The sequence below is a fragment of the uncultured Fibrobacter sp. genome (genome assembly GCF_937877005.1).
Classification (GTDB): domain Bacteria; phylum Fibrobacterota; class Fibrobacteria; order Fibrobacterales; family Fibrobacteraceae; genus Fibrobacter.
In genome coordinates, this window is the sequence record NZ_CALEFV010000159.1 from 19,779 (window position 1) to 45,754 (window position 25,976).

General features: G+C 50.7%; 17 protein-coding genes. 14 read left to right on the forward strand and 3 right to left on the reverse strand.

Going from position 1 to position 25,976, the window contains the following annotated elements:
• Positions 1 to 65 precede the first annotated feature (65 nt).
• From Q0628_RS07455 to Q0628_RS07485, 7 genes are all read left to right on the forward strand, one after another.
• A complete protein-coding gene (locus tag Q0628_RS07455) occupies positions 66 to 3,554 on the forward strand; it encodes a glycoside hydrolase family 2 TIM barrel-domain containing protein (RefSeq protein WP_298769672.1) in 3,489 nt (1,162 codons plus the stop codon).
• 181 nt (positions 3,555 to 3,735) lie between these two features.
• Positions 3,736 to 5,658, forward strand: a complete 1,923-nt coding sequence (locus Q0628_RS07460; RefSeq protein ID WP_298769674.1) for a cellulase family glycosylhydrolase — start codon at positions 3,736 to 3,738, stop codon at positions 5,656 to 5,658.
• Between the two features lie 146 nt (positions 5,659 to 5,804).
• Positions 5,805 to 7,238 (forward strand): response regulator, encoded by a 1,434-nt coding sequence (locus Q0628_RS07465; protein ID WP_298769676.1) that lies wholly within the window; start codon positions 5,805 to 5,807, stop codon positions 7,236 to 7,238.
• A 313-nt stretch (positions 7,239 to 7,551) separates the two neighbouring features.
• Entirely contained in the window at positions 7,552 to 9,504 is a 1,953-nt protein-coding gene (locus tag Q0628_RS07470) for an ATP-binding protein (RefSeq protein WP_298769678.1), read from the forward strand.
• Between the two features lies 1 nt (position 9,505).
• Positions 9,506 to 10,603, forward strand: coding sequence for a BMP family ABC transporter substrate-binding protein (locus Q0628_RS07475; RefSeq protein WP_298769680.1), 1,098 nt, complete (start codon positions 9,506 to 9,508; stop codon positions 10,601 to 10,603).
• Positions 10,593 to 11,699, forward strand: a complete 1,107-nt coding sequence (locus Q0628_RS07480) for a BMP family ABC transporter substrate-binding protein (protein ID WP_298769682.1) — start codon at positions 10,593 to 10,595, stop codon at positions 11,697 to 11,699. The genes Q0628_RS07475 and Q0628_RS07480 overlap by 11 nt, the downstream gene beginning before the upstream one ends.
• On the forward strand, positions 11,696 to 14,227 hold the full coding sequence (locus Q0628_RS07485) for an ATP-binding protein (RefSeq protein ID WP_298769684.1): 2,532 nt from the start codon (positions 11,696 to 11,698) through the stop codon (positions 14,225 to 14,227). Before Q0628_RS07480 ends, Q0628_RS07485 begins: the two co-directional genes overlap by 4 nt.
• An 80-nt stretch (positions 14,228 to 14,307) precedes the next feature.
• Here Q0628_RS07485 and Q0628_RS07490 read toward each other — a convergent pair whose 3' ends face one another.
• Positions 14,308 to 15,795 (reverse strand): feruloyl esterase, encoded by a 1,488-nt coding sequence (locus Q0628_RS07490; RefSeq protein WP_298769686.1) that lies wholly within the window; start codon positions 15,793 to 15,795, stop codon positions 14,308 to 14,310.
• A 236-nt stretch (positions 15,796 to 16,031) separates the two neighbouring features.
• On the opposite strand from Q0628_RS07490, the gene Q0628_RS07495 reads away from it, so the two are divergent.
• The 4 genes from Q0628_RS07495 (at position 16,032) to rpsI (ending at position 20,853) form a co-directional block, all read left to right on the forward strand.
• Positions 16,032 to 17,900 (forward strand): endo-1,4-beta-xylanase, encoded by a 1,869-nt coding sequence (locus tag Q0628_RS07495; RefSeq protein WP_298769688.1) that lies wholly within the window; start codon positions 16,032 to 16,034, stop codon positions 17,898 to 17,900.
• 125 nt (positions 17,901 to 18,025) lie between these two features.
• Positions 18,026 to 19,714 (forward strand): cellulase family glycosylhydrolase, encoded by a 1,689-nt coding sequence (locus Q0628_RS07500; protein WP_298769700.1) that lies wholly within the window; start codon positions 18,026 to 18,028, stop codon positions 19,712 to 19,714.
• A 284-nt stretch (positions 19,715 to 19,998) separates the two neighbouring features.
• Positions 19,999 to 20,427: a 50S ribosomal protein L13 gene (gene rplM, locus Q0628_RS07505; RefSeq protein ID WP_298769690.1), complete on the forward strand. Its 429-nt coding sequence runs from the start codon at positions 19,999 to 20,001 to the stop codon at positions 20,425 to 20,427.
• Positions 20,428 to 20,472: 45 nt separating this feature from the next.
• Positions 20,473 to 20,853 carry a 30S ribosomal protein S9 gene (gene rpsI, locus Q0628_RS07510; protein ID WP_199220953.1) on the forward strand — a complete coding sequence of 127 codons (381 nt, stop codon included), beginning with the start codon at positions 20,473 to 20,475 and terminating at the stop codon, positions 20,851 to 20,853.
• 104 nt (positions 20,854 to 20,957) lie between these two features.
• Here rpsI and Q0628_RS07515 read toward each other — a convergent pair whose 3' ends face one another.
• Both Q0628_RS07515 and Q0628_RS07520 read right to left on the reverse strand, forming a co-directional pair.
• Positions 20,958 to 22,703, reverse strand: coding sequence for an LTA synthase family protein (locus tag Q0628_RS07515; protein ID WP_298769692.1), 1,746 nt, complete (start codon positions 22,701 to 22,703; stop codon positions 20,958 to 20,960).
• Between the two features lie 16 nt (positions 22,704 to 22,719).
• Positions 22,720 to 23,475 (reverse strand): flavodoxin family protein, encoded by a 756-nt coding sequence (locus Q0628_RS07520; RefSeq protein WP_298769694.1) that lies wholly within the window; start codon positions 23,473 to 23,475, stop codon positions 22,720 to 22,722.
• A 176-nt stretch (positions 23,476 to 23,651) separates the two neighbouring features.
• On the opposite strand from Q0628_RS07520, the gene rpsB reads away from it, so the two are divergent.
• From rpsB to tnpA, 3 genes are all read left to right on the forward strand, one after another.
• Positions 23,652 to 24,392 (forward strand): 30S ribosomal protein S2, encoded by a 741-nt coding sequence (gene rpsB / locus Q0628_RS07525; RefSeq protein WP_298769696.1) that lies wholly within the window; start codon positions 23,652 to 23,654, stop codon positions 24,390 to 24,392.
• A gap of 1 nt (position 24,393) precedes the next feature.
• The gene (tsf, locus tag Q0628_RS07530; RefSeq protein ID WP_298769698.1) at positions 24,394 to 25,278 is read left to right on the forward strand and encodes a translation elongation factor Ts; all 885 of its coding nucleotides are present in this window, start codon (positions 24,394 to 24,396) and stop codon (positions 25,276 to 25,278) included.
• A gap of 280 nt (positions 25,279 to 25,558) precedes the next feature.
• Positions 25,559 to 25,975, forward strand: coding sequence for an IS200/IS605 family transposase (gene tnpA / locus Q0628_RS07535; RefSeq protein ID WP_298769702.1), 417 nt, complete (start codon positions 25,559 to 25,561; stop codon positions 25,973 to 25,975).
• Position 25,976 lies beyond the last annotated feature (1 nt).

A 25,976-nucleotide genomic window follows, 5' to 3' on the forward strand; every position in this document is an offset into this window, starting at 1 on the left:
AGTTCTTATTGCATTACCCCCCAAAAAGGGGTAATTTTTTATTGGTGTTGCACAAAGAGGATGTTATGAACAATGGTCCTATTTGCAGTCCTGTATGGGTTGCGTCTTTTTTGGCTGTAGCGTTGTTACCGTTGCAGGCGAACTCCCAGCCTAATGATGAATGGAATGGCAAGCCGCGTGTTTTTGCGGTAAATGCGCTGACTCCGCACGTGACATCCATGCCGTATACGACGGTCAAGGAAGCCGTAGTGGGCGACCGCCACGCTTCCGAATGGTACCAGAGCCTTTCGGGCAAGTGGAAATTCTACCATGTCGATAAGCCTGCCCAGCGCAATAACGACTTCTACAAGGACAACTACGATGTCTCCGGCTGGGACGAAATTCCGGTGCCATCTTCTTGGCAGTTACTCGGTTACGACCATCCGATTTATACCAACGTGATTTATCCGTGGTCGCAGAACAACCGCGTTTCTGCACCTTACGCTCCTACAGACTTTAACCCGGTCGGCCATTACCGCCGCAACTTCACCGTCCCCGAAAAGTGGGCCGGCAAGCGTATCCGCCTGCATTTTGAAGGTGTGGAATCCGCTTACTATGTATGGGTGAACGGCAACTATGTCGGCTACGCCGAAGATTCCTTTACCGGTCACGAATTCGACATCAACAAGTACCTGCGCAAGGGTGAAAACAATGTTTCGGTGCAGGTTTTCCGCTGGTGCGATGGTTCCTGGCTCGAAGACCAGGACTTTATCCGCCTTTCGGGTATCATGCGCGATGTGTACATTTACGCCGTGCCCGAAGTGCACATTCAGGATTTCCAGATCGATGCGACCCTTACCAACAATTATAGCGACGGCTTGCTGAAAACGACGGCGTGGATTTATAACTCTACGGGGTCTGCTTCGGGAGACTATACCATAGAACTTTCCCTGTACAACGACAAGGGAACCGAAGTCATTTCCCCGTCGGCACAGAAGGTTTCTGGTATCGGCTCGAAGGGCGAAAAGAGCGTGCACTTTGAATTGCCGATTACAAAACCGGACCGCTGGTCTGCCGAAACTCCGAACCTGTATACCGCAGTGCTTACCATTAAAGATGGTAGCGGCAAGATAATCCAGGTCGAGAGTAATAAAATCGGCTTTAGAAAAATTGAAATCAAGAAGGACAACGGGGCTCCGCGCCTGTTTGTAAACGGCATGCCGGTAAAATTCCACGGCGTGAACCGCCACGAACTCGACCCGGATAACGGCCGCGCCGTGACTTACGAACGCATGGAACAGGACATCATCTTGATGAAGCGTTTCAACATCAACGCGCTCCGCATGTCGCATTACCCGAACAATCCGATGATGTACGATCTTTGCGACAAGTACGGTATTTACGTGATTGACGAGGCGAACGTGGAAAGCCACGGTGCCAACAGCGAACTTCCAAAGAATAGCGACGATTGGCGCGCTCCGGTGGTGGACCGCCTGAATACCATGGTGCAACGCGACAAGAACCACCCCTGCATTATCTTGTGGTCCCTGGGCAACGAAGCCGGTAATGGTAATGTGTTTGCTTCGGAACGTGAACGCGCCCACCAGATTGACTCTACGCGTTACGTGCATTACGAAGGCGACAACAACAATGCCGATGTGACAAGCCAGATGTACTGGGGCTACGACTACATCGCCGGTTACAAGGATGCGAACAAGCCCGTGATGCTCTGCGAATACGAGCACGCCATGGGTAACTCCGTGGGCGACTTGCAGGAATACATGGACGCCTTCTACGGCAACCCGCGCGCCTTCGGCGGCTTCATTTGGGACTTTATCGACCAGGGCTTGCACCACAAGGGTACCCCGTATTGGGAATTTGGCGGCATGTGGGGCGACTGGCAGAACGACGACAATTTCTGCGCGAACGGCCTCGTGTTCCCGGATAGAAAGATTCAGCCCGAAATGTGGGAAATCAAGTATCAGTACAGCCAGCTGCGCGTAAAAAATATTGATGCGGCAAAGGGCAAGATTGAAATTGAAAACCGCTACCTCTTCAAGAACCTGGGCGATTTCCTCGATGCTTACTGGCAAATCAGGGAAGACGGTAAGGTCATCAAGGAAGGTAAGCTCAATGGCTCTCAGATGAACATTGGCCCGAACCAGAAAAAAGAAGTGACCATCGAAATGCCGAATATCGAAACAAAGATTGGCGCTGAATATTTCTTGGATGTTGATTTCCGGCTCAAAAAAGATGAACTTTGGGCTAAGGCGGGCCATAGCGTCGGTCACGAACAGTTCGGTATCAACCTGGGCCAGCTCTGGTCCACCGAAGTGGATATCAGTACCGTGGGAACCCACAGGGTAATTAAGGGCAGCGGCGAACTCACGCTCGAAGGCAAGGATTTCAAGATCCGCTTCGACGAAAATGCGGGAACGCTTGCAAGCTACGTGCTCGATGGCGATACCATCATCAAGAACGGCGGTATCCCGAACTTCTGGCGCGCTCCGACCGATAATGACAAGGGTTTCAATATGGAAAAGGGCCACGGCGAATGGCGCAAGGCGAGCCAGAAACGCAATGTGTCCTCCGAAGTCAAGGAAGTTTCCGCTAACGAAACCCAGGTGACCTTCAATTTCAGCTTCCCCGATGTGGGTAGCTCCAAGATGAAGCTGACCTACTTCGTTTACGGCAGCGGCGATATCGTGGTGGAATATACCTTCAATCCGGACGGCTCCAAGAGCTATATCCCGAATGTAGGTACGCTCTTTACGGTGCCGCAGGGCTACGAAAAGGTCCGCTGGTTTGGACGCGGCCCCGACGAAAACTACATGGGCCGTAACCGCGGAAGCTTCATGGGCGTCTACTCGACTCTTGTGGATTCGATGACGGTCATGTACATGGAAATCGGTGAAACCGGGCAGCGCACCGACGTAAAATGGGCGACCCTCACCAACAACGACGGCAAGGGACTCATGATCGTGGGTAACCCGCGCCTGGAATTCAATGCCCAGCATTACACCCCCGAGCAGCTTACCAATGTAAAGCTCCCGTGGGAACTCAAGCGTGACAAGGATATCACGCTCCGCGTGGACTTGCACCAGATGGGCCTCGGCGGCATCAACTCTTGGGGTGCTGAACCGCTCAATGCCTACCGCCTGAATGCAAACCGCGAATATTCCCATAAGTTCCGCATCGCCCCGATTCGCAAGCAGCTGAACGACCCGACCGAATATTCCTTGCTCGGCTTCAGGAACTTTGGCACGAACGACCTTGCCCCTGCGGCGTACCCAGGCGATGAAATATATGAGAACCAGCCCGAAAAGGACATCTCGGAAACGGCGAACAAGGATCCTAATGGTACTGACGCGGTAAAGCCACTCGTTTTCAGGACACCCGATTCGTATGCATCGCGCAGCTACAGCGTGTTCGATATGCAGGGCCGCCTTGTGGCGAAGTTTACGACCGTGGGCGTCGAGGACTTGCAGGCGAAAACAACCGCCGCGGTGAACCGCTCCGGCACTTACCTGGTGCGTTCCAAGTCCGGCAAGACTTTCCGCATCAACGCGCGCTGAGGTCGCTACCAAGAAATTCCACACCCCATACAGAAAATGTCCTGGGAAAATCTGGGGCATTTTCTGTGTCCGGCCTTTTGAAGTTTTTGCAAAAGTGTTTTATGAGGAACATGAAAAAAGGAACTTTGGGGGAGTATCTTTAAATTGGTAAAAGTGTGCGTTTGCGCAAGGGATGGTAGTTATGAATTTCAAGTCGTTTTTCCCGCTATTTTTATTGCCGGTTAGCGTTATTGCGGCGGTAAACCTGAATGTAAGCCTGGGTGACAGCATCAAGCCTGTCACACATGTGGCAACAGGATCACTTTACGGCCTGACCGAGACGCTTCCGAGTAATATCGAAAAAGATGTTGCGCCTCTCAAGCCGAACGTGTTCCTTTCTCCGGCCCGCAGCGGTAGCGGTCGCCAGCAGGGAATTGGTGGGGCGTTCCTCGTGGCCCCCCGTGTCGAAAGCATCGGTGCCAAAATCCAAATTCGCCTTGCGGATGTGCTGCCGGGATGGCCGTACAAGTTCCAGAATATGGACCACTGGAAGCAGGAAGTGACTTCTGTCATCAAGGACAAGCTTGCCTCGAACAACAAGAACTTTGACGGCTACGAAATCTGGAATGAACCGAACGACACCTGGAAATCGAGTATCGACTTCAATTCCGGTCTCTGGAAACAGACCTACGACTTGATCCGCCAACTCGACCCAGGTGCGAAAATCATCGGACCTTCATACTCGTTCTATCACGGTTCCAAGATGGAAGAATTCGTGAAGTACTGCTCGCAAAACAATTGCATGCCCGACGTGGTTAGCTGGCACCAGTGGGGTAGCGGTGGCTTTGTGGGCTCTGTCGAAACCTACCGCAATCTCGAAAAGAAATACAATGTCAAGCCGCGTCCGCTGAGCATCAACGAATATTCTTCGACGGAACACAGCGAAGAAGGTTGCCCGGGGCTGTCTGTTCCGTTTATCGCAAAATTCGAACGTCACGGTGTCGAAAGTGCCATGATTTCTTGGTGGTTCGTACCGCTTCCGGGTCGCTTGGGAAGCCTTCTCACCAAGGATAACGAACGCGGTGGCGGCTGGTGGCTTTATAAGTGGTACGGCGACATGAGCGGCTACATGGCAAAGGTTGTGCCCCCCAACGACAAGAGCGACGGCGTGGACGGCTTTGCCGCTCTCGATAAAAAGAAGGGCTTTGCAAGCATCGTGCTCGGCGGAAACACTTTGGGCGATGTGAGCGTGAACATTTCGGGCATTCCGGAAGCGTTCGGCAAAAAAGTGAATGTCGATGTGGAATATGTCGTGTGGGAAGACAAGGACAAGGCGGTTCCTTCGACTACGCTCGAATCCAGCAAGGAATACGATGTCGTTGATGGTAAAATCATGGTCCCGGTGAACATCAAGAACACCAAGTACGGCTACCGCGTCTATGTGACGCCGATTATTCCGCAGGCACCCTACAAGGATGTGGCCGCCGCTATTCCGGGCAAGATCGAAGTCGAAAATTACGATGTGGGCGGTTCCGGCAAGGCGTTCCTCGACAAGGACGACGAAAACAAGGGCGGAGAGTACCGCGAAGATGCCGTCGATATCGTGAAGGCGGACGAAGGCTACGCTATCGGCTACACACAGGAAGGTGAATGGCTCGAATATACGGTGAATGTCGATAAGGCGACCGATTACGACCTTAGCATTCGCTATGCGACTTCATCGGAGAATACGGGCGTCAAGCTCTATATCGACGATCAGCTCGCCTTGGACGGAGTATCGTTCCCGCAGGGGGCCGACTGGGAAACCTATACCGTCCATGATGCGGGTAGCGTGACGCTTCCTGCAGGCGAACATGTCCTGAAGCTGGAAGTCGTCGGGAACTATGTCAACATAGACTGGCTGAACTTCGAGGATCCTTCCACGATGGGGCTGACTCTACGCCCTCTGCATGCTGTTCCAATGAAATCCGAGTATCAGGTATTCGATATGCAGGGCCGCCTCGTTGCAAAACTCAACGCATCCGGCATTGCGGAACTGCAGGCAAAGGTATCTGCTTCCGTAAAGTGCGCTGGATCCTATCTTGTCAAGGGCAGGAGTGGCATTTACCGTATCGGCGTGCGTTAAGGAATTCCCACATCCCATAAAAAGGCGTCCCAGGAGCTTCTGGGGCGTTTTTTGCTGTGCAAATGAACTGAAAAGGCGAAAAATTGGTTGTTTTGTGGTTTGTTCTGAAAAATGGAATATATATTTATTTGCTACGGGAATGTAACATGAATGTTTTGCAACCAAAAAGAATCCTGATTGTGGATGATGACCAGATGTCTCGGAAACTAGCTGAATTCGTGCTAGAAAAAGACGGCTATAAGGTCGTATCTTTGGATTCCGGGGAAGCGTGTATCGATTACCTGAAAAAGGAGGGTAAAGTCGATCTCGTGCTTCTGGATATTGAAATGCCCCTGCTGAATGGTATAGAGACGCTTGAGCGGATCCGGGGGGATAGATCCATTGCCGAAACAAGAGTGTTTTTTTTGACGGCGAATGAATTTGGCAAGTATAAGGAGACTGCCAAGCGACTTGGGGTTCTGGATTTCATATCAAAACCGATGTATGGCCCCGAAATTCTTGAACGTATCAAGAAGGTTTTTGCGAAAAACGACCTAAATGCCAAAGAGACGATCCTGGTCATCGATGATGAACGCATGAACCTCAAACTGGCCGAGCATATGTTGCAGTCGGATTATGATGTGGTGATGGCACTGTCGTACAGGGAAGCGCTTGATTACCTGTCAAGAGAAATGCCCTCGCTAGTCCTTCTGGATGTCCATATGCCCGAAATGAATGGCTTTGAGCTCCTAGCCGAAATCCGCAAGATAAAGGATGGCGGCGATCTGCCTGTCATTTTCCTGACGGCGGATAGCGATCGCGAGATAGAAGTCAGGGTGTTTAGGGAAGGTGCCCTGGATTATATCCAGAAACCTTTCATCCAGGAAGTCCTGCTGGAACGAATCAAGCGGATTCTTTCGCTGCGTAAGCTGCAGACCTCGCTAGAGCGAGAAGTGGAGCGAAAAACGGCGGCGCTCGAAGAAAGTAGGCGCAAACATGAAGTGCTGTCTCTGCAGGTTGTAAAGACTCTCGCGTCGGCAATCGATGCGAAGGATCGCTACACCAATGGCCATTCTAGCCGAGTCGCCACCTATAGCAGGGAAATAGCCCTCCGCGCAGGCAAGGATATTGAATATCAGGATGAAATCTATTTTGTTGCACTTTTGCATGATATCGGTAAAATTGGTATTCCGGACAATATCTTGAACAAAAGCTCGCAACTTTCGGCAGCGGAATACGAAATTATCAAGCAGCATCCGAGCATTGGGGTGGAAATTCTGAAGAACATCACCGAGATGCCCAATATTGGAATGGGGGCGCATTATCATCATGAACGTTTCGATGGAAAGGGATACCCGGAAGGACTTTCCGGCTACGAGATTCCGGAAATCGCGCGTATTATTGCCGTAGCCGACGCGTACGATGCCATGACGAGCCGCCGCAGTTATCGTTCTGCGTTGCCACAGGAGGTGGTTCGCGATGAGCTAGTAAAGGGACGGGGATTGCAGTTCGATCCAGATTTTGCCGATGTGATGCTCAAGATGATTGACGAGGATCCCCGTTACGAAATGCGGGACGATGGACCGGCGCAGCAAGTTTAGACGATGGGAGCCGTCTATGGATTCTGTAGATATCTTCGAGGAAAATGACCGCCGCGTCTTGAAAACCCTGACTAGGGTTATGCGTTGGCTATGGGTCGCGTTTCCGTTAATTTATTTGGGAAATGTAATTCATTTATTTAAAATTGATTATTTTGACTTGAGTGTGTCGTCAGTTATAGCCTTTGTGGTGCTTTGGTTTCCGACGCTACTTGAACGTCTAAATGCCCCTCTCACACTGCGAAGGTACTTCTGTGTGCTAGGCATGGCGTTTGTTATATCAATGATGGCTACCAACGAGAATATAGGCATTTATATGACCTATGCTTTGGCCATGGTGACAAGTCTGCTCTTTTTTAATTCGACTTTTACGCTTAAGATTTCGATTGTCAGTTTCTTTTTGATTGTTATGTCGCTGATTTTTAGGGCGCCGGGAGCGAATCATGGTGAATTTGAAACGGATACGCTATGGTGGGTCTCGAGAAGTGCCGGCTATTTGATCGAAATGTTTGTCATGACTTCCCTGTGTACGGTCATCGCGAAACGCACGCATCGCCTGCTAGAAAACGAAGCGCTTGCTCGTCAGAAGGCTCAGAGCGCTGAAGAAAAGGCGAAACTCTCTGACGAACTTCGCAAGGCATGGGCCGAAGCCGACGAGGCGAGAAAGAATGCGGAATCGGCAAATATGGCCAAGAGTTTTTTCCTGGCAAACATGAGCCACGAAATTCGAACTCCCATTAACGGTATTTTGGGCATGAATTCCATTCTTCTAAAAGAATGCAAGGACGAATCCCTGCTCGAATATGCCCGTAATATTCAGAATGCAGGACATACGCTTCTTTCGCTTGTGAACGATGTCCTCGACATTACAAAGATTGAATCGGGCAAAATGGAACTTGTTACCGGCGAATATGACCTATTTTCTGTACTGAACGACTGCTACAGCGTTGTGAGTCCGCGAGCTCAAAGCAAGAACCTGGAATTTAACATTAGCGTGAGTCCGGAAATTCCTTCGAAACTCGAAGGGGATGAGGTCCGGATTCGCCAAATCATAAACAATCTGCTTTCTAACGCTGTAAAGTATACGCCTAAGGGAACCGTGGACCTGTCGGTGCGCTTTAATGAGCTGACGCCCAAAGATGGTAATCCATGTATAGAGCTTATTGTGGTGGTAGCCGATACGGGAGTTGGCATCCGTTCTGTTGATCATGACAAGCTCTTCCAGAGTTTTGAACGGATAGATTTGGAAAACAACCGGAATGTCGAGGGAACGGGCCTTGGGCTGAATCTGACCAAGGAACTCGTCGAGATGATGGGTGGAAGTATTTCGGTGCGGAGCGTATACGGTACGGGTTCCGTATTTGAAGTTCGAATCCCGCAGGTCGTCAAGGGAAAAATTCCCATGGGCGACTTCATGGAGCGCCGCAAGGACTACATTTCCGATGTTTCGCATGTCAAACCGTTTAAGGCGAAAAATGCGCGGTTGCTTGTCGTTGACGATGTCCTAATGAATTTGAAGGTCGTCGCAGGATTACTGAAAGAAACGCAAATAAGGATTGATACTGCGACTAATGGTGAAGATGCCTTGAAACTTGTTGAGGAAAATCATTACGATCTGATTCTTCTGGACCATATGATGCCCGCAATGGATGGCGTTGAGACACTTCTGTGCATGAATGACATCAAGGGGTTCGATATAAGGAAGACTCCTGTGGTGATGCTCACTGCGAATGCAGTTGCCGGTGCGAAGGATGTCTATATACGGGCCGGTTTTACGGACTATATCACGAAACCGATCCGTGAGGACGTGTTACTTTCAACGGTGAAAAAATACTTGCCGCAGGAGCTTGTGACGGATAGTGAAGCGGACGAAGGGAAGCCCGTATCGGAGAAGGAACTCGCCGCGCAGGATTCTGCACTCAATCTGTCCGATATTCTGGATACAGCAACGGGCCTTGGCTATTGCATGAACGAGGAATCCTTCTATCACGAAATGCTTGCTGAATATGTTAGGAGCGATCATGGTGCCGAGCTTAATCATTTCTTTGATGAGGGCGATTTCGAAAACTACCGCATTGCCATTCATTCGCTGAAGAGTACTTCGCTCACCATTGGTGCCGTGACGCTTTCTAAAGATGCAAAAGCTCTTGAGGCAGCCTGCAAGGAGGGAAATTTTGATTTTGTTCGAGCCCAGCATGAAAGGTGTATGTCAGAATATAAAGAGATTGTAGACTATTTAAAGAAGTATCTCGCTTCGGGAGTTTGCTAACGTGAAATTCATCTATGCTATACCTGCTGTAATCATTGCGGTCATTGTGGCTGGTTTGCTTGCCGTCAATGTTAAAAAGGGTGATACTGATATTACCCGTGAAAAGACAAAGGTTGCGATGCTTCTCCATGGTCCAAAGGATGATCGCAGCTGGGGCCAGTCACATTACGAGGGTCTGCAGAAAACCGCCGAAGAACTCAACCTGGAAATCCTGATGCGTGAAAATGTTCCGGTTGACACCTCTGCGCAGCTCATCATGGAATCGTTGATTGATTCTGGCGTGAAAATCATTTTGGCCAATTCCTTCCAGTTCGGCCCTTATATCAGGGCTGTTGCGAGTACGCATCCTGAGGTGAAGTTCTTTCATGCGTCTGGCGTAGAAACGGCTCCGAACATCGTGGCCTTCTTTGGACGCATCTACCAGATGCGGTATCTTTCGGGAATTGTCGCCGGAATGCAGTCTAAGACAGGCAAAATAGGCTATGTGGCTTCATTTGACATTCCCGAAGTAGTGCGCGGAATAAATGCCTTTACACTAGGTGTCAAAAAGGCGAATCCGGAGGCGAATGTTTTTGTTCGCTGGACTAAATCCTGGGTCGATGACGAAAGTTGTGCCCGCGCAACCCGGTCCCTCCTGAAAAATAAGGAAATCGATGTCCTTGCCGTGCATGTGGACAGCCGAGAACCTTTACGGATTGCGGATTCGCTTGGAATCTGGATTGTCGGCTATAATCTCGATAATTCCGAATTGTATCCGGAGCATTATTTGACGGCTCCGGTATGGCGCTGGGAAAAGTTCTATACTCCGCATATTCTTGATGTCCTTAAGAATCGTTTTGTGGGTGCGAACTATTGGGATGGTGCCGTATCGGGTATCGTTGATTTGGCTCCGTTTACACCTCATGTGAAACCGGAAGCGACAAAGATGGTGGCCGAAGAACGGGAACGGATGATGAACGGATCTTTTGATGTTTTTTACGGACCTATCGAGGACAATGCTGGAACAATCCGCATTAACGAGGGCGAAAGTATGTCCGACGAGGATATGCTCAATCAGTTTAACTGGTTTGTTAAGGGGGTAAAAGTCGATGAAGAGTAAAATTACGATAGCGGCACTGGCAGCAGTCATTATATTCTTTGTATTACTATTTGCGTCATTTGAGCATGTCGGAAATGACGATGTAATCAAGAAATCGGAGGCGCAAAAACTGCGGGTTGGTTTTATTCTTCTGAGTGATACGGCGGACAATGGCTGGAATGAGACTCATTATAGGGGCATTAAGGCTGCTTGCGACAGCCTTGATATCCAAATGGTCCTAACGGATGAAATTCCGGAAGAAAGGGCCCCTTTGGAGAAGGCGGTGAACGATATGCTTGCGGATAGCTTGAAGGTAATCGTTCTTACGAGCTATAGCTATCCTATCATTATAAAGGATATCATTGAAGCGCATCCTGAAGTGATGTTCTATGGAATCAACTGGGAAATGAGCGCTCCTAATTACAAGGCCTACTTTGCCCGTATTTACCAGGCGAGGTATCTTGCGGGAGTTCTTGCCGGAGCGATGACAAAGAAGAATCGGGTGGGCTATGTGGCTGCCATGAAAAATATACAGGTTTACAGGGGCCTGAATGCCTTTATTCTGGGCGTGAGACATGCGAATCCGAAAGCGCAGGTGTTTGTGCGCTGGACGAATTCCTGGAACGAAGGTCGTGCTGAAATAGAAAATGCCAATAAACTGATAGATAGTTCCGATGTCGATGTCATCGGCTTCCATCAGGACCGTTCCTACATTATTGAAACCGCCGAAAAACGTGGGGTGTACTGTATCGGAAATCATGTGGAGAAAAACCGTTTCTCGCCTAAAATGTTGAGTTCGATCGCTCTTAACTGGGGTATCGTCTATAAGGATTTCCTTCAGGATTACATTCAGAAGAAGGATAACGAAAATATGGATTACTGGATTGGACTCGAAAAGGATGCCGTAGGACTTTCCTTCTACTCGAGCGAGGTGCCCGATTCGGTGAAAGCCCTGGTAAAAGACGCCATTGACCGAATCAAGGGCGGGTACAACATCTTTTCTGGAAAAATTTATGACAGCGAAGGAAAAGTCCGGTCCGAGGATGGAGAATCGGTTAGCGACGAGGTTCTTCGCAGCGAGATGGAATGGCTTATAAAGGGTGCGGTTGAACCATGATTAAGAAATTCGGTGCGCGGCCGCTCATAGGACTGCTGTTCTTTGTGTTAATCCTCCTCTTGGTGGGGGTGTTGCTGCGTGTCAAGTTTTCGAGCCTGTTTCAGAATTATGTAGAAAAGCAGGTGGCATACCAGGCCGAAAGCTATGCTTCTGCAACGGGTGAGAGAATCGTTCTTGAACTTAAGGCTCTATCGGCTTTGTCCGCGGGGATTTCTGCTGACATGCCTCATCTCGAAAAGATGCTCGCTTCGCTGCGCGATGTCAATGGCGATTACAATTATGGAATCATCGCCCTGAATGGCGATGTAATCTATACCGATGGCTCCCGGGATATCCATACATCGGAATTTAGGGGGATTTCCGAATCGTTCCATGGCGCGAAGCGGATTAGCTATTTCAAGGGAAAGGGGCTGATGTTTTCGGTTCCCGTATATAGCGGAAAGAATGTCAAGTATGTCCTTTATCGACTTTACAAGGACGACAAGGTCGTCAAGAATTTCGGTGTCGTGTGTTACGGCGGCAAGGGATATGCCACGATTAGAGATTCTAAGGATAGCATTGTCGTCAATTCCCCGAACGATTCTTTGGGAAGTGACTTGCTGTGGGGCGAAAAGGGCTATGGTGCGGTCCGTGAAAAGCTGAAGAGTGGCTTGAATGTTTCGATTGCGTCTGCAACCAGCTGGAAGGTCGGGAACACGGAATATTATTATTTCGTCGCCGAATTGAAATTCCCTGGAGCGACCATAGTCGGTGTAGTGAGCGCCGATGTAATTGCTTCCGAAAAGAAAAGCCTCTCCTTCTTGATTATTTGGGTGTTCGGTTTGCTAATTTTCATGTTCACGATAGCCATGATTTATGTGGTGGTGTCCGAAAAAAAGGCCCGCGAGAACAAGGAACTTCTCCGGGAAAAAGAACGTGCCGAAAGTGCAAATAAGGCAAAAAGCGTGTTTCTTGCGAACATGAGCCATGAAATCCGTACGCCGATTAACGGAATCCTCGGCATGGATACAATGCTTCTGAAGGAATGCAAGGATAAGACATTGCGCGACTATGCGCTGAATATTCAAAGTGCAGGGCAGTCGCTACTCTCGATTATAAGCGATATTCTGGATATCTCCAAGATCGAGTCCGGCAAGATGGAAATCGTGCCTGTCACCTATAGCATTTTCACGGTGCTCAATGACTGCTACAATATGGTCGCCATTCGCGCTCAAGATAAACACCTGGAACTTGTCATGGACATTTCGCCGGAAATTCCTTCGGCTCTGTTTGGAGATGAAGTGCGAATCAGACAGGTGATAAATAACTTGCTGTCCAATGCGGTCAAGTATACCAACGAGGGGTCTGTCACCTTGACGGTCAAGGCAGAAAAGGTGAGCCCGGATCCTATGCAGGGAGCAAATGTCAGACAGGTTCAGCTGTGTGTGCAGGTGAAGGATACTGGAATTGGTATCCGTGAGCGGGATCGCGAAAAACTGTTCAAGAATTTTGTCCGCCTCGATGAAAAGCGAAACAGGAACGTCGAGGGAACCGGTCTGGGTTTGAATCTGACGAAACAGCTCGTTGACATGATGGGTGGCTCTATCTCTGTTGAAAGTGCTTATGGACGGGGATCTACCTTCACTGTGCAGCTTTTGCAGCAGGTAAGCGACGAGTCTCCTCTTGGAGATTTTGACAGTTTGCATCGTCGGCAGGTTGATACGGAGAATGTTTCGCATGAACGTTTCGAGGCGCCTGGAGCAAGGGTGCTTCTTGCCGACGACATGCAGATGAATCTCAAGGTCTTTATCGGGCTCCTGAAGGAGACTAAAATTAAGGTCGATACGGCGGTGAATGGTGCCGAGGCGCTGCGGCTTGTCCAGAGCAAACATTACGACATTGTTTTCCTTGATCACATGATGCCGGTGATGGATGGAATTGAGGCTTTCCGTCAAATGAAGAAATTGGAAGACAATCCGAATGCGGATACTCCCGTAGTGATGCTTACGGCAAATGCCGTGGCGGATGCGAAGGTTCGCTACATGAACGAGGGCTTTTCGGACTATATGGCGAAACCGATTCGCGAAGAAATACTCCTTGCGACGCTTAGGAAATTCCTGCCTAAGGATTTGATTCGGGATGTCGATGTGCAAGTGTCCGAAACGAATCGAAATGACGATGCATCTGTGGCCGGCTCGGAAAAAGTGCCGGCTAAGGCTGCTCTTTCCGACTATCTGGATACGGCATCGGGACTTTCCTATTGCATGAATGATGAGGGCTTCTATGGAGAAATGCTCGACGAGTATGTCAGGAGTGACAAGGTTGCCGAACTGGTTGATTATTTTGAGAAGGGCGACTTCGAAAATTACCGTATCGGGGTGCACGCGCTGAAAAGTACATCACTCACGATTGGGGCCGTCAAAATTTCAGAGTCGGCCAAGGCGCTCGAAATGGCATGCAAGGATGGCGACTTGGACTATGTGAAGGAAAACCACCAGCGGTTCATAGAGGACTACACGGAGCTGTTGTCCGTTCTGAAAAGTCGGTAGTTCGCTCAGATTGGGTATCGATAAAAAGACCTCCGCTTGGGTAGCGGAGGTCTTGGTGTGTAGGTGTTGGTTGGAGAAGCTTATTCGAGGCGGAACTGCTTTACGAATTCCCAGCCCATCTTGGCGTCGCCTTCGCTATGTCCGCCGCCCTGGATGGTGCAGAGGCCGACCTTTGCGCCGCCATCACATTCTTCGTACATCTGGCAATTGTTGCCCGGGGTGTTCTGCTTGGGATTTCCTTTGCAGCCGTTCATCTTGGCCCATTCCTTGAAGTTGTTTTCGGCGCCCATAAAGGTTATCGGCTTGCCGGTCACGACTTGGGAAAGGCCTCCTTCGTACATCACGATGTTGTCCTGAGTGCCACGGAAATTGAGAATCGGGTAGGGACGTGCTGGCTTGCACAAACCATTATCTACGATTTCTCTGGCGAGGTCGAATGCCGAAGGTGCCGCTGCGGCGATAATGTCTGCCAGGTAGCAACCGGCGTAGTTTGACATGCCGCCACCCATCGAGAATCCTGCCGCATAGATGCGCGTCGGATCGACGCAGGCCTTTTCGGTGAGTTCCTTCACGAAGTCGCGGGTAAATTTTACGTCATCAGCGTCGGTGCAGCATGGACCCACGTTCCAGGCCTGGACGCTCCTGCCCATCATCTGGGCTCCACCTTGTCCGTCCGGGAATATGACAATGGCTCCGTCTGCGAGTGCTTCCTTGGCTATGGCAGATTGTGATTCCCATCCGTCAGCGCTACCGCCAATGGGGTGGTAGTTGATGAGGAGCGGTACGGGCTTGTTGCCGGTGTAGCCGTTCGGAAATTTCACGATGACCTTACGACCGTCGATGGTGAGCGAAGTGTTGCTCTTCAAGGTCTTTCCGGAGCAGTCCGTCGGAACTTCGATCTTGCTCGAAGAAGATGCTATGCTAGAAGAACTCTGGTCCGGCTGGTGGAAGCTATTGGAACTGCCAGTGACGATTTCGGAACCTTCTTCCATGACGATGCTGACGCCCGTTTCGTCTTCTTGCTGCATCTGATAGGATACGCTCTTGTAACCATCCTTGACAAAGAAAAAGCTCGGGAGGAGATCTCCTTCCTTGAGAAGCGCGCCCTTGCTTGTTACCAGATAAGATGTGTTGTTTCCGTCAATGTTGATACGGACAAATTTGGTGCCGCGGGCGGAATACTTGTTCATGTCCAGGGTGATTGACCCGTGGACCTGCTGTAGCGTACGCTGGTAGATGACCTTGCCCAGGGCGTCAATCATGGACAATTTCAGCACATTGGCGTTCATGTTGTCTATGTTGAGAATCCCGTTTTCGACTGTCAGACTTGGTTTTGCGATTTTGACCCCGAGGAGGGCTGCCGTATTCTCGTCAAAGCTGAATGCTCCGCCGAAATCGGTGGTCGCGCTGACCGAAGGGAAGTTGAATGATGAAATTTTGACACCCGCCAGGGGGTCGCCTTTGTCAGATTTGACGTTTCCACTGATAGACCAGGCGTATGCCTGGGTACCAAGAAAACTGGCAGTCGCCGCAAAAACGGCGAGCCTCGATAGTATGCTTTTCCGCATGAGGTCTCCTTTTTTTACCCAAAATCCTGACAAACGCCCATATGAATATAACACAAACGCTCATAGAAAGACTGCGCGTAAAAATAAATTTGCGAAAGAACGCTCGTTTAACGGATGCTTTGGGGGAGGGTGGAGGGGAAGTGGTCATGGACAATTCGTCCATGCAATCTTTTTTTCCTCGTGATAGAAAGTGCTTTTGGGAAATTAATTTAAAAGTACCAAAAAGGATGTGGAATATGAAAAAAAATATCTCTTTAGCAACAAAGACGATCGCCGTTGCGCTTGCTGCGTCGGCCTTCTCTTTTGCAGGCCCGGGTCTTGCCGATGGTGCAGCAAAGTTCGTTGGTAACATTACCCAGTCTAACACTGCTCCTGGTGCTAATGACCAATTTACCAAGCTGTGGAACCAGGCTACCGCCGAAAATGGTTGTAAGTGGGGCTCTGTCGAAGGTACCCGCGGCCGCTACAACTGGGGTGGCTGCGATGCTGCCTACAACTGGGCAAAAAACAATGGCGGGCATTTCAAGTTCCATGCCCTGGTTTGGGGCTCCCAGTACCCGAACTGGCTTCCTGGCCTGAGTGTTGATGAAACCAAGAAGGCGATTACGGCTTGGTTCGACGCGGTCAAGGAACGTTATCCGGATCTCGAGATGATCGACGTGGTGAACGAGGCTATCCGTAATAACAGTGGCGGTTATCATTCCGGTTACAACAATACCAAGATTATCCAGGCTCTCGGTGGCGACAACAATGGTGACTACGCCTTTATTACGACTGCCTTCAAGATGGCTCGTGAACGTTGGCCGGATGCAATCCTGATTTATAACGACTACAATACCATCCAGTGGGATGTGAATGGCGGTATTAACCTGGTCAATACGATCAAGAAGAATGGGGCCCCTATCGATGGTTACGGCTTGCAGGCTCACGACTTGATGACCAATGGTGGTGGCAATGGCGGCACCGGTGGTGGTGGCGATTGCATGAATTACAATGATTTCAAGAGCACGATGGAAAAAATCCATCGCGAAACGAACAATATTCCCATCTTTATTTCCGAATACGACGTTCCGAGTACCGATGACGGTATTCAGAAACAGTGCGTGAGTGAACAGTTTTCCTACTGGATGGAAGATCCGCATGTGGCGGGAATCACTTTCTGGGGTTATATCTACGGTCAGACGTGGCTTGAGTGCCATAACAAGACTGTGAAGGGGTGCTCCGGCCTCATCAAGGACGGCAAGGACCGTTCTGCTATGACTTGGCTGAAGGACTATCTCTCCAAGAACAAGGGTGTCAACGAGACGGGCCTTCCGACAGGTGACCTGACTCCGGTCCCGCCTGAACCGCAACTCCCGTTCAAGGGTGAAGCCTTCGCTGTCCCGGGCAAGATTCAGGCCGAAGACTTCGACATTCCGGGCAAGGGCAAGAACGAAGACGGTACGAGCAACGCTTCGTATGCCGATGATTCTGAAAACCATGGCGACAGCGACTACCGCAAGGATACGGGCGTAGACTTGTACAAGAAGAGCGGCGACCGCATTGTCGTGGGCTACAACCAGACCGGCGACTGGCTCGAGTACACCATTAATGTGGCTGAAGCGGGCGACTACACCTTCTTTGCCGCCGTGGCCTCTGCAAACAATACTTCTAGTTTCCAGATGTCCCTGGACGGTAAGGAACTCACTGACAAGATTTCCGTTCCTGCAGCGACGTCCGGTGAAGAAAATTATGACGACTACAACAAGGTCTCTGCTAACGTAACTCTCCCGTCTGGCAAGCACATTCTCCGCATGGACGTGACCGGTGACTGGTTCGACGTGGACTACTTCACCTTCGTGAAGGGTAAGGATGCAACTGACCCTGAACCGATTGTAAAGGAAGGCGAAACTCATTTTGTTCAGCCGGCTATGCAACTCGACAACACTCTCCAGCATTACTTCGTGATCGATCCGATGGGTGTCCGCATGGGTGTCATTAGCGGCTACGGCTTTGAAGCTGCCGGGGAAATGCTGCGCGAATCTCCCAGGGTGACCTCTTCGGGTGTCTACTACCTGAAGAATCGCAGGACTGGCCAGATGCAGGCTATCCGCATTGTGAAATAAGACGGGTCGGTTCTACTCTCTCTCTTTCAATACTCAATACACCAAACAACAAGTCCCGGAGCGAATGCTCCGGGATTTGTTGTTGTGAGTTTGGATATTCATGGATGTATTGTCCATGAAAACTGATCCGTTCCGTTGACAACAGCGGAAAGAGCAAATTCAACTTCAACGGTTTCGACAGCTGCGAAAACGGCTACAAGTGGGCCAAGGAAAAACCGGGTGAACGACACTTCAAATTCCACGCCCTCATCTGGGGCTCCCAGAAGCCCGACTTCCTCTGCACGGCCAAGAACCCTGGCATTACCGTCGAAAAGACCAAGCAGTATATCACCGAGTGGTTCGATGCTGTTGCCGCCAAGTTCCCGGACCTCGAATACATCGACGTGGTGAACGAAGCGATTTGGGCCGGCAACAACTACCATTCCGGCTACAACAAGCCCGCAAACGGCGCCGAAGGCATCAGCACGGATGACCCGAGCTGTGGCGGTACCTACATTATCGACGCCCTTGGCGGTGACCGCGTGGTGAATGGCAAGCACCAGTACGACTTCGTCAAGACCGCTTTTGTGATGGCCCGCGAACGCTGGCCGCATGCGAAGCTCACCTACAATGACTATAATACGCTCTCCTGGCAGATGAACGAAGGCATCGAAATGATCCAGACGCTTCTCAAGAATGGCGCCCCGATCGACTTCTACGGCCAGCAGGCGCACGACTGCAAGGGCATGAGCAAGTCCGATTTCGAAAGCAAGCTCACCAAGATTCATAACGAAACGGGGCTTCCGCTGCTCATCTCGGAATACGATATCGGCGAAGCCGATGACAACAAGCAAAAGAACGACTATGCCAACCAGATTCCCTTTATGTGGGAAACGGAATGGATCGGCGGTATCACCATCTGGGGCTACATTAATGGTGCAACCTGGGCTGCCAATACCGGCATCATGGAAAAGGATGGCCGTAAGCGCGCCGCCATGGTGTGGCTCGAGGACTACTTTGCCAAGAACCTCGACAAGGGTAAGAACACGACGGGCTCCATCACGCCTGTAGAACCCGAACCGCAGATTCCGTTCAAGGGCCAGCCGTTTGCTGTGCCGGGCAAGATCGAGGCCGAAGACTTCGACATTCCGGGCAAGGGCCGTAATTCCGATGGAACGACAAACAACTCTTATAGCGAAGCGGATAGCGAAAACCACGGCGATAGCGACTACCGCGACGGCACTGGTGTGGACCTCTACAAGAAGGCGACCGGCATTATCGTGGGTTACAACAACGAAGGCGACTGGCTCGAATACACCATCAATGTGTCCGAAGCGGGCGAATATACCCTTTTTGCCGCCGTGGCTGCCGCGGGCAATACTTCCAGCCTCCAGTTCTCTCTGGACGAAAAGGAACTCACCGAAGTCATCAGCGTTCCTGCGGCGAAGTCCGGCGAAGAAAATTACGACGACTACAATAAGGTCTCTGCCAATGTGATGCTCCCGGCGGGTAAGCACATCCTCCGCATGACGGTGACGGGCGCTTGGTTCGATATCGACTACATCACTCTCGTGAAGGGCGCAAATGCGACCGACCCCGAACCGATTGTCGAACCGGGAACGGACGCGATTGCCGATATCCATTTCGACAAGAACGCCCTTCAGGACTACTATGTGTTCGACCAGCAGGGAGTGCGTTTGGGACTGCTTAGCGCCTACGGCTTCAAGGCGGCTGCCGAAAGCCTCAAGTCCTCCAGCGCCGTGAAGAGCTCGGGCATTTACTACCTGCGCAGCCGTACCACGGGCCAGATGCAGTCTGTACGCATCGTAAGGTAATTGCCAGGACTTTTACACATACTCAATACACCAAACAACAGGCTCCGGGGCGCATGCTCCGGGGTTTTGTGTTGCCTATTTTAAGGAAAATCTTTCAAAATCGTTCAATACGATATTATAATTACTACAACTGATATGATTGATAGAGTGTAAAATGGCGGAATATAGCGGAATTTGAAAAAAAATGGATTTTTATCCCTTGCAAGGAGGCTTGCTTTCTTCTAAATTTAGTCAAGCAATTCACGGAGCAACTCTGCTCCGGAATAAACTGAAAAAGGATTTACATGAAGACCATTACGGTAAACCCGAAGAACGTCGAACGCAAGTGGAAGCTTGTGGACGCCGCCGAAAAGCCGATGGGTCGCGTGGCAAGTGAAGTTGCCCGCCTCCTCATGGGTAAGCACAAGGCCATCTTCTCCCCGAACGTGGACACTGGTGACTACGTTGTCGTTATCAACGCCGAAAAGGTTGCTGTTACGGGCAACAAGTTCCTCCAGAAGGAATACTTCCACCACACCGGTCACATCGCCGGTGAACGCTGGATCAACTTTGCCGACCTCTTGGCAAAGCACCCGACTGCACCGCTCGAAGCTGCCATCTGGGGCATGCTCCCGCACAGCGCTCTCGGCCACAAGATGATCAAGAAACTCAAAATCTATGCTGGCGCCGAACATCCGCACGCCGCACAGAATCCCGAAGTCGTAGACTTGTAATTTAGAACGGAGGATACCTCTATCGCTACCGCAAAAAATAAGAAGATCTACCGCGGCACCGGCCGTCGCAAGAACGCCATCGCCGCTGTGATCCTGAAGCCGGGTTCCGGCAAGCGCACTATCAATGGTCGTGATTTCAAGGATTACTTCCATTCTGAAGTGCAGAACATGATCGCCAACCTTCCGTTCGCCATCCTCGGCAACGCGGAAGAATGGGACGTCGAAGTTACCGCTCGTGGCGGTGGCATCGCTGGCCAGATGGGCGCTGTCCGTCTTGGCATTGCCCGCGCCCTGGTTGCTAACGACGCCGAAGTCAAGCCAGCCCTCAAGAAGGAAGGCCTCATGACTCGCGACTCTCGTGCCGTTGAACGTAAGAAGTTCGGCCGCAAGAAGGCTCGTAAGCACTTCCAGTTCAGCAAGCGCTAATCTGCGAAATTGCTATTACGGAAAACCCTGGCTCTTGCCAGGGTTTTTCTGTTATTACAGATGGCTCCATTGCAAAACAGGAATTATTCAGAAACGGTCGGGAGCTACTCCGTGATAAATTTCTTGAAGAACTTAGGGTCGCGGGAGAGCACCTTGAGTTCGGCCTCGAGTGAATCCGCACCATAAATTTCGAGAAGAGTCTTCTCGTCCGAGAACAGCGATGCGCCCAGTCCGTAGCGGTGGCCTTCGATTTCAAAACCCATGGCTTCCAGAATAGAAGGGGCAATGTCGATGGAGCCAAACTGATGTTGCCTTGTCTTGGGTTCCTTGACGGGATTTATGAAAATGCTCAACCATTTGCGGTTTTCTTTATGCGCGTGGGCGAGGAATTTTCCAGGGAATGCATTCATAAAAAGGTGATCTCCGACGATGACAATGAGCGTGTTCTCGGCAAAGTCCTGCTTTTTACACCAGTCGATAAATTCGTTCACTTCACGCGAGGAACAGCGGAGTGTTGCCTTGTAGTAATCTTCATCTGAGGTCGATGCGGGTTTTTCGAGGCAATGCGGGTCGTAGAATCCGTAGGGGTAGTGCGTATTGATGGTCGGAATAGATACCGAGAAAGGCTTGCCGTTTTTCGATATGGAATCGATGATGTGCATGGATGCGGTAAACAGGCTATTGTCTGTGAGGCCGACTTCAAAGTCATGCATTTTCTTGAATTTTTTGTCCATCTTCTGCTTGCTTTTCAGGATTCTCGAGTCGTAGATGTTGTCCATGCCATGCTGTTTCAGGAACCAGTTGAACATGGCGAATCTGGAATCTGTACCCATGATGAGGTAGTTCTCGTAGCCGTAGCGGTGCAGAATTTCCCATAGACTCCTTGCCCCGGGAATAAACTTGTTGTTGAGGCGTAGGCGTGACAGCAACGGGAGTCCGGTTGCTTTGGCGAATGTTGCTGTAATGGTCATGTACGAACCCATCATGTCGCTTCCGCCTCCGAATTTTTCGGAATGGGAGAACCCGACATTATTTTCGAACAGCTGTGTAATTTCGGGAATGTAGTTTTCGTAGGCTTCGCCACCGTGGGCCGTGTCTGCGAATGTATTTTCCATGGATTCCATTAGAATCCATATCAGGTTGTAAGGCTTTTCCGGGGTGGATATTTTTAGGGAATCGGGTTCTACATAGTATTTTTCCAGAAGGTCGCTTTCCGCACTCGTTGTGTCAGAGTCAAGAGCGTCGATGTATCTGGAGACGGGAATCCTGCTGATGAAGATCGCAAAGAAAGCGATGACACCGACAGTGGTGAGTAGTGCGCATGTAATCTTAGGCTTCTTGAAGATGTAGCAGATTTCTCCGAAGAAATAGGAAAGTGTTACGGTCAAGGCGATAAGGGGGAGCAGTACGCGAATCAGGTAGCTCTTGACGAATACGATGGAAAATCCGTCAAGAGGAAAGCTGAGTGTGGTAATGACGGACTCTACATCATTTACGGGAAAAGTACACAGGATCCAGATGTCTGAAATACGGATGAACAGGATTACAAACAAGGAAATCGGAAATGCGAATGACCACTTGCATTTGGGCAGTGAACCGTATTTCTTGAAGGAGAAGTATTTCCATGCGAACATGGCTCCCCAAAGTATTGCGGCGAACAGTACGTGCTTTGTCGTTGGAGGCGGTGTTCGAGTAAAATACGACATCAACCAGGTGAGCGCGTAAATCTCGATGCATGCACGGATGCTGTTGACTATGGTCTGCTTTCTAGTTTCCGATTTGCGGAATAGTTTGTTGCGAAGGAGCACGAAGATGATTGTAATGCAGATATAGGCGATAATATGTTTCATCGCTTAAGTCCTGTTTTTAGAAATTATCGTCGCGGTCGAACATGTGCGTGACGAATTCGGTCACGAGCGTCACATAGGCCTCTTCGCTAAAGATCGGCTTCTGCATCAGGTCAATTGCTTCTTGTGAAAGCTTGCCGGTGGTGGCGAGTTCTGCGCCGCCTTTCTTGTACTTTTCGCGCAGCATGTTCAGGCGGCGCGGACCGCCACGGTGGTCGAGTGCTCGCATCTGCGGGCAAGCGATGAGCGTGTAGCCTTCGTGCCCGAGGATTATGTCGAACTGCTTGCGGATCGGTTCGTAGACCACGTCCAGGTCCATCCAGGCGCAGCTCGAAAGCAGAATGATCTTCTGGCCTTCTTTCTGGAACTGCAACCCGTGCAGGTGCGAGTTCATGGCGGTGGCGCCTTCCTTGAGCTTCTGGCCCATGTAGGGGTGGACCATGCCCACGATGCGGTCCATGAGGACTTTCATTTGTCCCGGAATGCTGAAAAGGAATAGCGGAAAGCTCCAGATGACAATGTCTGCATTCGTGAGCTTTTCGCGCACCCAGGGCACGTCGTCGTCCTTCATGAAGCAGCTGCCGTCTTCACGACCCCAGCAGCTTAAGCAACCGCGGCAGGGCTTGATATTCAACTTGTCTATAAAAAGGTATTCGGATTCGTACTGGCCGCTTTCTTCCAGGCCTTCTACGAACGCCTTGGTCGGAATCAGGGTTCCGCTGCGCTCCTTCTTGGGGCTTGCGACCATTATGAGGATTTTCTTCTTTTCGGGCATGGACACAAATTTAGAATTTTTCTACATTTACGCGCGCTTGGGCAATTTCGCCCAGGTAAAACCAATCACCGGCTTGCGAGAGTCGCTTCGGTGGCGAGGTCCACACCCCTAGGTTCGGGCATCGCTTCGCGGCTTAATTGCAGTCCGGGTAGTAACAACCGAAAAGGAAATACATTATGGCAAATCTGCCTTCTGTCGAAGATCTGCTTGCTGCAGGCTCCCACTTTGGTCACCAGACTCAGCGCTGGAACCCGAAAATGAAACCCTACATCTTGGCTGAAAAGAACGGCATCTACGTTCTCAACCTCTCCAAGACCCGCGAACTCCTTGAAGAAGCTGCCAAGGCCGCTGCCAAGATTTCTGAATCTGGCAAGACCGTGCTCTTCGTTGGCACCAAGCCGACCGCCCGTCAGTGCGTGCTCGACGCTGCCGCTTCTTGCAACCAGTTCTCCGTGACCAACCGCTGGCTCGGTGGTATGCTCACGAACTTCCAGACCGTCCGTAAGTCCATCAAGAAGATTGACAAGATCGACGCCATGGAAGCCGATGGCACTTTCCAGGCCCTCTCCAAGAAGGAAGTCCTCGACAAGAACCGCGAACGCGAAAAGCTCCTTTCCGTGTTCGGTGGCATCCGTGAAATGGTGAACCTCCCGGGCCTCCTCGTCGTGACCGACCTCGCTCACGAAAAGATCGCCGTGGCTGAAGCTCGCCGCCTCCACATTCCTATCATCGGCATTTGCGACACGAACGTCGACCCGACTCTCGTGGACTATCCGATTCCGGCCAACGATGACGCCGTGAAGTCCCTCACGCTCATCATCGACTACATTGCCGCCAACGTTGCCAAGCGCACCGCCGACAAGAAGGCCGACAAGGAAGAAGCTAAGAAGTTCGACAACGGCGAGGAAGAAAAGTAATATGCAGATTACCGCTTCCCTCGTTAACGAACTCCGCCAGAAGACTGGCGTGGGCATGATGCAGTGCAAGAAGGCCCTCACCGAAACTGACGGCGACATGGACAAGGCCGTTGAACTCCTCCGCAAGCAGGGTGCTGCTGTTGCCGCCAAGCGCGCCGACAAGGCCGCCAAGGAAGGCCGCATCTACTTGATCGAAACCGCCGACAAGGCTGCCGCTTTCGAACTCTCTTGCGAAACGGAACCGGTTTCCAACAACGACGACTTCGTCGCTCTCGCTAACATGGCCGTGAAGGCTGTCGAAACTCAGGCTATCGCCTCTGTCGACGACCTCAAGAACGCCGTGGTCGATGGCAAGAAGATCAACGATGTGCTCCAGGACGTGCTCGTCAAGATCCAGGAAAACATCGACTTCCGCAAGTTCGCCGAAATCAAGAAGGTCGCTAACTCCGTGTTTGGCGTTTACAGCCACATGAAGGGCAAGATCGGCGTGATTACCGAACTTTCTTTCGAAGGTACCGCTTCTGACGAAGCTGCTCTCAAGCAGGCTGCTAAGGACATCGCTATGCAGGCCGCCGCATTTGCTCCGGTCGCCCTGAACGATGCTGCCGTCCCGGCCGAAACCATCGAAAAGGAAAAGGAAATCGCCAAGGCTCAGATCGAAGCTTCCGGCAAGGCTCCGAAGCCCGAATTCCTGCAGCGCCAGATCGACGGTCGCGTCGCCAAGGTGCTCAAGGAAATCGTTCTCGAAGACCAGGAATTCTTCATGTCCGAAAAGAACCCGAAGAAGCTCAGCGTCAAGGACTACCTCCAGGAAGTCGTTGCTAAGGCTCTCGGTCTTTCCAGCCTGAAGGTCGTGAACTTCATCCGCTTCGAACGCGGTAACTAAGAGGTTTTGAGCGATGAGCTATGAGGTCGGGCCTTCGGCACTCTGAGCAAATTGCTAGCAAAGACATCCTGAGCGCGACAGCGCGAAGGATCCAGGATCAAAATTAAATTGGTCGCTCCCTTGCGGGGCGGCCATTTTTTTTGTATACAGAAAACCACCCGCTAGGCGGGTGGTTCCAAAGAGCCTACGGCTTTACATCCTTGTGGAAAGCAGAAATCCTTTGATTAAATTTGCCACGCGGTCTGACCACCTGCATAACAAATAACCAAAGGATTTTGCAATACAAAATAGAAATAATCATACGTTGGCACACACCACCTGGAACTGTAAGTATCACATCGTGTTCGCACCTAAATTCAGGAGAAAAGTTTTTTACGGAGAAAAACGGCTTGAAATAGGAGCGATACTCCGCAAGCTTTGCGGGTGGAAGGGTATCAATATTTTGGAGGCGGAGGTTTGCGTGGACCATGTGCACATGTTGCTGGAAATAGTCGGTTATCTGAAGGGGAAAAGCAGCCTGATGATCTACGAAAAGTTCCCTGCATTACAGTATAAATATCGTTGTCGTGAATTCTGGTGCAAGGGGTACTATGTTGATTCGGTCGGAAAGAATACTGCGAAGATTGCGTCGTATATCCAAAATCAATTGAAAGAGGATGAATACGGCGAACAACTGACCATGCTCGGAAAGATGTAGC